Here is a 7675-nt window from a genome sequence, read left to right on the forward strand (position 1 = left end):
CGGCTGTAGCCGATGAGCTTGCAGGCTTTGCTGACGTTATTGAGCTCTTTGGCGAGCTCTAGCAAGCTGAGTTTACGACGTGCTACTTTCTCGTTGGTGGTCATACGGTGACTCCAGATAACACGGTAGGGGTACCGTTTTGTTATCCGGTTTGAAGCCGTATGACCACTCCCTTTTGTGGGCAACTGTCAGGTGAATACCATCTCCATACAACCAATCAAACCAACTCAGGCAAGGCATCCATAGCAACTACCGCAGCCGCAGTCGGCACATGGATGTGCCGTCTGCGGCGCTCCGTCCGACCCGTTGGACGAGAGGAGGGAACCCGCGAAGCGGGGGGTTTGCCGGGGGGAAGACTTTTGGTGTTATTTGCCAAAGAGAGCGGTCTTTCCAAAGTCACTCGCCAAGCCGCGTAGCGGCGGCGAAACCCCTTCGAGGGCAAGGCCCTCGTGTCCTGCATGGCGAAGCCATGCCATCCAAACGTTGGATTGCATTCCGCCAGAGGAATGACATTAGCCCCCCTCACCCTAACCCTCTCCCCCAAGGGGCGAGGGGATCAGACCGCAGGATGCCGAGGCTTCGGCAAACCACAAACAAAAAAACCGCAGCCTTGAGCTGCGTTTTTTATTTCTATTCCCCAAACACTTTTTCACTCAAGCCAAACCCTATTTCCCCAACCCCTTGCACTGCTCTCCCCCTGCGGCGGGATAGGCGGTGAGCGTCTCATAGAGGGCGGCGCGCAGGCTGCCGGATTGGCAGAAATCACAGCTGCCGCCAGCGTCGATGTCGGTGATGCGGGCGCCTTGCGGCCCATCCAGTACCAGATAGGTGCTGACAAAACGGTAGGTGCCGCTGGGGGCGTCGAGCGGGGTGCCCGGCTCGCCAAAGGTGAAGCGCACCTTGACCTCGCTGCGATCCCGGCTGCCGGCGATGACGCGCGACGAGAGGATCTCCGAGCTCAGCAGGTTATCCCAGGCGTTGGGCAGGAAGGGGTTGCCCTCGACGAAGGGGGGCTTCTCGTCCGGGGCTTCGCGAGTGGCTATCTCCCGCGCCTTGGAGGCGGCATTGAGCAGGCAGAGCAGCTCGGGGGAGACGATGTTGGGCAACGCACCGCCCAGACCTGCCTGATAGAGGCCGCTCGGTTTGACTTGGCGCTCCCAGTCGAGAAACTCGGCCACCTTGGCGCGGGCTTGGACCTGCATATCGGGGGCAGTGGCGGCCACAGACAGCCCGGACGCCAGCAGAGGCAGGGCCAGAAACGGCCTCCAGCTCAACTTCATGACGTCATCTCCTTGTTATTCTTGAAAAACAGAGCCGCCATCGGGCCGGTTTATGCCGTATATTGGCCTTCTCCCTACCACAAAGGAACTGCCTCTTGAGACCCTATCCCGCCCTGTTGCTCTTGCTGGCAACCACTGCCGTTCAGGCCGAACAGGATTGTACTGCGCCGGTGACACAAACCGACATGAACATCTGTGCGTTTCAGGATTACCAGCGAGCCGATGCCAAGCTCAATGCCGCCTATAAAAAGCGGGTTGCCTCCCTGGAGAAGGCACAGCTGGAGAGGCTGAGAACTGCGCAACGGGCCTGGATCGCCTTTCGCGATGCCCAGTGCCGTTACGAGGCCGGCGTCTATGAAGGGGGATCAATGGCGCCCATGGTCCACAGCAGTTGTCTCACCCAGTTGACCGAGGCGCGCACCAAAGACCTGAACACACTGCCAGACCAGCCATGATCAGAGGAGCCAACCAGATCAGGTAGGAACTGGGGGCAAGCAACAGACGGCTTGCAGGCACTCCGGTGAGTCATGATGCGAGCCCCCTCACCCTGACCCTCTCCCCCAAGGGGTGAGGGGATCAGACCGAAAAATGCCGAGGCTTTGGCAGGCCATAAAAAAACCGCAGCCCAAGGGCTGCGGTTTTTTATTGGCTCAACCTGTTGGCCTAGGCGCCAACAAGGCCACCGGCCTTAGGCACGGCGCCAGCTGGTCTTGCCGGCGCTGTCTTCCAGCACGATGCCCATCTCGGTGAGGCGGTTACGGGCGGCATCCGCCGCGGCCCAGTTCTTGTCGGCGCGGGCCTGATTGCGCTCGGCGATCAGGCGCTCGATTTCGGCGACCTCTTCGTCCGCTTCGTCACCCTTGAGGAAAGCCTCGGGGTCTTGTTGCAGGATGCCGAGCACGGCGCCCAGCTCCCGCAGACGGGCACCGAGGCCAGCGGCGACAGCCATGTCTTCGGCTTTCTGGCGGTTGATCTCGCGCACCAGGTCGAACAGGGCGGAGTAGGCTTCCGGGGTGTTGAAGTCGTCGTCCATGGCTTCCTTGAAACGGGCCACCTGCTCGTCACCACCGGCAGCAGCGGCCAGCGGCAGATCGCGCAGGGCGGTGTACATCCGCTCCAGGGCGGCGCGGGCCTGCTTCAAGTTATCTTCCGAGTAGTTGAGCTGGCTGCGGTAATGACCAGACATCAGGAAGTAACGGACGGTTTCGGCGTCGTAGTGGGCCAGCACATCACGGATGGTGAAGAAGTTGCCAAGGGATTTGGACATTTTCTCTTTATCCACCATCACCATGCCGCTGTGCATCCAGGTGTTGACGTAGTCGCCACCGTGGGCGCAGCAGGACTGGGCAATCTCGTTCTCGTGGTGCGGGAACTGCAGATCGGAGCCGCCGCCGTGGATGTCGAAGTGGTTGCCAAGGTGCTTGGAGTTCATGGCGGAGCACTCGATGTGCCAGCCAGGACGGCCCGGGCCCCAGGGGCTGTCCCAGGTCGGTTCGCCGGGCTTGGACATCTTCCACAGCACGAAGTCGAGCGGGTTGCGCTTGGCATCCACCACGTCGACACGGGCGCCGGCCTGCAACTGCTCCAGATCCTGGCCCGAGAGCTTGCCGTAGTCGGCGTAGGACTCGACGATGAACATCACATCGCCGTTGTCCGCCACATAGGCGTGCCCTTTTTCCAGCAGGGTTTCAACCAGGGCGATGATCTCGCCGATGTGCTGGGTGGCGCGGGGTTCGATGTCCGGACGCACCATGCCGAGGGCGTCGAAATCCTGGTGCATGTCGCCGATGAGGCGCTCGGTGAGATCGTCACAGGTCACGTGCGTTTCGGCGGCGCGCTTGATGATCTTGTCGTCCACGTCGGTGACGTTGCGCACATAGGTGAGGTCGTATCCTGCATAACGCAGGTAGCGAGCGACGACGTCGAAGGCGACGAAGGTACGGCCATGGCCGATATGACAGTGATCATAGATAGTGACGCCACACACATACATGCCCACCTTGCCCGGGTGGATAGGTTTGAATTCTTCTTTTTGACGAGTGAGTGTGTTGTATATCTTCAGCATCTTATGACCACTGCCTGTGAGTAAAATGGCCTGCCATTCTAACCGCATCCGGTATAGAAAACGAGGCAGAAAAAGCCCCCTCTCCCCCCTGCCATCTATGCCGCAGGGCCTTGATGGGCTAGAATTGCCACCACTTTATGCCATACACCTGCGGGCACCTTGCTGCCCGCGTCAAAATGAAAGGACAACTCATGGTTACTCTGCACACCAACCACGGCGACATCACCCTGACCCTGAACGCGGAAAAAGCCCCGGAGACCGTGGCCAACTTCCTGCAATACTGCCGTGACGGTCACTACGACAACACCATCTTCCACCGCGTCATCGACGGCTTCATGATCCAGGGTGGCGGCTATGCCCCGGGCTTTGAAGAGAAAGAGACCCGCGCTCCCATCAAGAACGAGGCGGCCAACGGTCTGTCCAACAAGGTCGGCACCATCGCCATGGCCCGCACCATGGAGCCGCACTCCGCCAGCGCCCAGTTCTTCATCAACGTGAACAACAACGACTTCCTAGACTTCAAGTCCGCCACCACCCAGGGCTTCGGCTACTGCGTGTTCGGTGAAGTGACCGCCGGCATGGACGTGGTCAACAAGATCAAGGGCGTGAAGACCGGCAACTACGGCCGCATGCACCAGGACGTTCCGACCGAAGACGTCGTCATCACCAAGGTGACCCTTGCCGAGTAATCCCTGCCGGCCAGGCTCTGACACAACTGCGGCCCCGGCCGCAGTTTTTCCATCTGCCGCCCCCAACTGGCGCCGCCTCGACTATCTGGCCCAGGGCAACGAACGTCAGCGCTCGGCCCACGCCCTGCTGAGCGGCGGCCTGTGGGATGAGCTTGGCCCCCTGTGCAACGATCTGGCCCTGGTGAGCACGATCGCCATCGGGCTGGATAGGCTCGGCAGCGATCTCGACATCCTCTGCCAGCATCCGGCCCCGGCCTTCCTTGCCGCGACACTGGCAGCACAAGGCTGGCAGGTGCGAAGCAAGGGCGAGCAGGTCTGGATCGCCGAGCAGCGACGCCACGGGCCAGATGGCCAGTGCTGGCCAGTCGAGCTCTACCTCACCCCTGATCCCCTCGAGATGTGTCATGGCTGGCGCCACCTCAGCCTGATGGCCGCCCTGCTTGAGCGCTTTGGCGCCCCCTTCCACCGGGAGGTGCTGCGCCTGCGCGTTGATGAAGGGCTCAAGGGGGAAGCGGCCATGTGCCGCCTGCTGGGTCTGTCCGGCGACCCTTACGAGGCGTTGCTGACCCTGGAGGGCGTCAACCTTGCGGGGCTCTGCTGCCCTTCCCTCCCCCACCCGCTCGACGTGCAAGGTCACAGGCCTTGTCCGGCCCCAGGCGGGACTCTCTTACCATGATGCCCAGGAACTCATGAGCACCCTCTTTATCAGTGACATTCACCTCAGCCAAGGCAGGCCCGACATGACGGCGGCCCTGGTGCGCTTTCTGGCCGAAGACGCGCCCGGTGCCGACGCCCTCTATGTGCTGGGGGATCTGTTCGAATTCTGGATTGGGGACGACGACCCCAACCCGCTCCACCGCGAGGTGGCCGATGCCTTTCTCGCCCTGAGCCAGCAAGGGGTGCCCCTCTATTTCATTCACGGCAACCGCGACTTCCTCTTGGGGCACCAGTTTGCCAAACGGGCTGGCATGACCCTGCTCGGCGACCCCTGTGTCATCGAGCTGTACGGCGAGCGGGTGCTGCTGAGCCACGGGGATCTGCTCTGCACCCGGGACGAGGGCTACCAGAAGTTTCGCCGCATCACCCAACAGAAGTGGCTGCGCTGGCTCTTCCTGCGCCTGCCGCTCTCGCGCCGCCAGGCCATCGCCCACAAGATGCGCGGCCAGAGCCAGATGGAGAATGCCCAGAAGAGCCAGATCATCATGGACGTGACTCCGGAGGCGGTGGACGAGATGCTGCGCCAGCACGGCTGCCGCCTGATGATCCACGGCCACACTCACAGGCCCGCCATCCACGACTTCACCCTGGATGGGCATGCGGCGCGGCGCATCGTGCTGGGGGACTGGTTCGAGCAGGGGTCGGTGCTGGTGTGCTCCCCCGCCGGGCAGCGCCTCGACACCCGCGCGCTCGGCTGAGGCCCTCTGCCTGCCATGGTCATGAGCGAGTCTCATATGACCGTTTCTGACTCACGCCGTGCTGTGGCGGGATACAAGCAGGATCCCTGCATATACTCTGGTTCTCTGCACATAACGAGGAGATGACCATGGGATTTCTTACTTGGGTGGTACTGGGGCTGATCGTCGGCATCCTGGCCAAATGGATCATGCCGGGCAAGGATGGCGGCGGTTTCTTCATGACGGTGATCCTGGGGGTGGTCGGTGCCATGGTGGGGGGCTATGTCAGCACCCTGCTCGGGATGGGAACGGTCACCGGCTTCAACCTGCCGAGCATCATCATCGCCACCGTTGGCGCCCTGATCGTGCTGTTTGTCTACAACAAGCTGCGCAGCTGAGACGCAGCAACCCATCGATGCGAGGGCGCCAGTGGCGCCCTCGCTGTTTTCTGCCCCGCTGGCTCCAGCTTGCCGCGACCACCCGATCTCATCCCCCGAGCCTTAGCCCGGCGCCGGGCTTGCATCATTTCTAGTAGAGGCGTCTAATAACTCCCATGCCAACCAGCGACGCTCTGCCCCGCCGCCCTCGCGGTCGCCCTGCCCTGCACGGGCACACCTATGCCGACACCCGGGATCTGTTGATCCGCCGGGGCATGGAGCTGCTGACCGAGCAGGGCATCGCCGCCACCTCCATCGAGCGGGTGTTGCAGTCGACCGGGATCCCCAAGGGCTCCTTCTATCACTACTTCGCCACCAAGCACGACTTCACTCTGGCGGTCATGGATGCCTATCACCATTACTTCTGCCGCAAGCTGACGCGCTATCTGGAGGATGAGAGCCTGCCCCCTCTGGCCCGCCTTGTCGCCTTCGTCGACAGCGCCTGCCGGGGCATGACCCGTTATGCGTTCCAGCGCGGCTGCCTGGTGGGCAACCTGGGTCAGGAGGTGGTGCAACTGTCCCCCGAGCTGCGCCTGCGCCTCGAGCAGATCCTCCTCGACTGGGAGGCGCTGCTCGCCCGCTGCCTGAGGGATGCCGTGACGGCGGGGGAGCTGCCCCCTGAATGTGACTGCCCTGCCCTCGCCCATCAGTTCTGGATCGGCTGGGAAGGGGCCGTACTGCGCGCACGCCTGGTGGGCGATACCGAGCCCATGCTCTCTTTTCTCCGCTTTTTCATGACCTTGGCCAAATAGATTTTTTACGAAGATTAATAGTCAGTCAGTCCAATTAATGGGAGTAGACAAGATGTTCAACGGTATTCTGATCGAGAAAGACGAGGCGGGTTATCGCGCCAGCTACCAGAGCCTCTCCGAGGAGATATTGCCTGCCGGGGATGTGACCGTGGCGGTACAGTGGTCTTCCCTCAACTACAAGGATGGCCTGGCCCTCACCGGCGCCGCCCCCGTGGTACGCCGCTTCCCTCTGATCCCCGGCATCGACTTTGCCGGTACCGTGCTGGAGAGCCAGCATCCCGACTGGCACCCCGGCGACAAGGTGGTGCTCAACGGATGGGGCGTGGGCGAGACCCACAGTGGCGGGCTGGCAGAGCGGGCACGGGTCCGGGGCGACTGGCTGGTCGCCCTGCCTGAGCGCTTCCAGCCCCGGGACGCCATGGCCATCGGCACCGCAGGGTACACCGCCATGCTCTGCGTGATGGCGTTGGAGAAGCACGGCATCACCCCCGGTGACGGTGACATTCTGGTGACGGGCGCCAACGGCGGCGTGGGCAGCGTGGCGATCACCCTCCTGGCCAAGCTGGGCTATCGGGTCGTGGCCGCCACCGGGCGGCTGCACGAGGCCGACTATCTGACGTCCCTCGGCGCCGCCGAGGTGATCGATCGCGCTGAACTGGCCGCGCCGGGACGCCCGCTGGGCAAGGAACGCTGGGCCGGCGTCATCGACACCGTCGGCAGCCACACCCTGGCCAATGCCTGCGCCACTACCCGCTACGGCGGCGCCGTGGCCGCCTGCGGTCTGGCGGGAGGGATGGACTTCCCCTCCACCGTCATGCCCTTCATCCTGCGCGGCGTCACCCTCTATGGCATCGACAGCGTGATGGCACTGCGCCCGCAGCGCCAGCAGGCCTGGGCCCGACTGGCCGAGGATCTCGACCTGACCCGCCTCCATCTCCTCACCCGGGAAGTGCCCCTCTCCCAGGTCGTGACCCTGGGGGATGCCTTCCTGGCAGGCCAGGTGCGCGGCCGGATCCTGGTCAATGTCCAGGGGTGATGACTGACGCGATATGAGCCGG

9 protein-coding genes and 1 pseudogene are annotated in these 7675 nt (G+C 62.8%); 7 read left to right on the plus strand and 3 right to left on the minus strand.

The window, feature by feature from the left end:
* Positions 1 to 104 (minus strand): annotated as a pseudogene (locus AB5Y70_RS09790) (IS481 family transposase); the annotation flags it as partial.
* Positions 105 to 665: 561 nt separating this feature from the next.
* Positions 666 to 1280, minus strand: a complete 615-nt coding sequence (locus AB5Y70_RS09795) for a hypothetical protein (protein ID WP_010675217.1) — start codon at positions 1278 to 1280, stop codon at positions 666 to 668.
* 95 nt (positions 1281 to 1375) lie between these two features.
* Between AB5Y70_RS09795 and AB5Y70_RS09800 the strand changes: the two genes are divergently transcribed.
* Positions 1376 to 1735, plus strand: a complete 360-nt coding sequence (locus AB5Y70_RS09800; protein ID WP_010675218.1) for a lysozyme inhibitor LprI family protein — start codon at positions 1376 to 1378, stop codon at positions 1733 to 1735.
* A 233-nt stretch (positions 1736 to 1968) separates the two neighbouring features.
* Here the strand turns inward: AB5Y70_RS09800 and cysS are convergent, their stop codons facing one another.
* Positions 1969 to 3345 carry a cysteine--tRNA ligase gene (gene cysS / locus AB5Y70_RS09805; RefSeq protein ID WP_010675219.1) on the minus strand — a complete coding sequence of 459 codons (1377 nt, stop codon included), beginning with the start codon at positions 3343 to 3345 and terminating at the stop codon, positions 1969 to 1971.
* 191 nt (positions 3346 to 3536) lie between these two features.
* Between cysS and AB5Y70_RS09810 the strand changes: the two genes are divergently transcribed.
* From AB5Y70_RS09810 to AB5Y70_RS09835, 6 genes are all read left to right on the plus strand, one after another.
* A complete protein-coding gene (locus AB5Y70_RS09810; RefSeq protein ID WP_010675220.1) occupies positions 3537 to 4034 on the plus strand; it encodes a peptidylprolyl isomerase in 498 nt (165 codons plus the stop codon).
* A complete protein-coding gene (locus AB5Y70_RS09815) occupies positions 4024 to 4710 on the plus strand; it encodes a DUF4269 domain-containing protein (protein WP_010675221.1) in 687 nt (228 codons plus the stop codon). The genes AB5Y70_RS09810 and AB5Y70_RS09815 overlap by 11 nt, the downstream gene beginning before the upstream one ends.
* 13 nt (positions 4711 to 4723) lie before the next feature.
* Complete coding sequence (lpxH, locus tag AB5Y70_RS09820) at positions 4724 to 5449, plus strand: UDP-2,3-diacylglucosamine diphosphatase (RefSeq protein WP_010675222.1); 726 nt, start codon at positions 4724 to 4726, stop codon at positions 5447 to 5449.
* Positions 5450 to 5577: 128 nt separating this feature from the next.
* Positions 5578 to 5826: a GlsB/YeaQ/YmgE family stress response membrane protein gene (locus AB5Y70_RS09825; RefSeq protein WP_010675223.1), complete on the plus strand. Its 249-nt coding sequence runs from the start codon at positions 5578 to 5580 to the stop codon at positions 5824 to 5826.
* Positions 5827 to 5981: 155 nt separating this feature from the next.
* A complete protein-coding gene (locus tag AB5Y70_RS09830; RefSeq protein WP_010675224.1) occupies positions 5982 to 6617 on the plus strand; it encodes a TetR/AcrR family transcriptional regulator in 636 nt (211 codons plus the stop codon).
* A gap of 52 nt (positions 6618 to 6669) precedes the next feature.
* On the plus strand, positions 6670 to 7653 hold the full coding sequence (locus AB5Y70_RS09835; RefSeq protein ID WP_053288362.1) for an MDR family oxidoreductase: 984 nt from the start codon (positions 6670 to 6672) through the stop codon (positions 7651 to 7653).
* Positions 7654 to 7675: the final 22 nt, after the last annotated feature.

It is taken from the genome of Aeromonas sp. s1(2024) (genome assembly GCF_040908005.1).
GTDB lineage: Bacteria > Pseudomonadota > Gammaproteobacteria > Enterobacterales > Aeromonadaceae > Aeromonas > Aeromonas caviae.